Below are 235 nucleotides of genomic sequence, written 5' to 3' on the forward strand. Positions count from 1 at the left end.
CGCGGCCGGTGCTGCCGGCCTGGAAATCCGCCGGGAATTGTTCGTCGAATTGCCTGATTTTGACGAGTTGCACGGGCTTCTGATGAAGCACAAGCTGTTCTCGGTGTATTCGGCGCCGATCGAATTGTTCCGCAAGGACGGTTCGCTGGCGCGCGATGAGCTCGATCAGGTGATGGGCGAGGCGCAGCAGCTGCAGTCGCGTTTTTTGAAGGTGTCGCTGGGACATTTTTTTACA

Annotated in this window: 1 pseudogene; it reads left to right on the forward strand. The window is 57.4% G+C overall.

Annotated elements, in window-relative coordinates:
• Positions 1-235: pseudogene (locus HLUSI_RS0100220) on the forward strand (sugar phosphate isomerase/epimerase family protein); the annotation flags it as partial.

The sequence above is a fragment of the Herbaspirillum lusitanum P6-12 genome, from assembly GCF_000256565.1.
Classification (GTDB): Bacteria; Pseudomonadota; Gammaproteobacteria; order Burkholderiales; family Burkholderiaceae_D; genus Herbaspirillum; species Herbaspirillum lusitanum.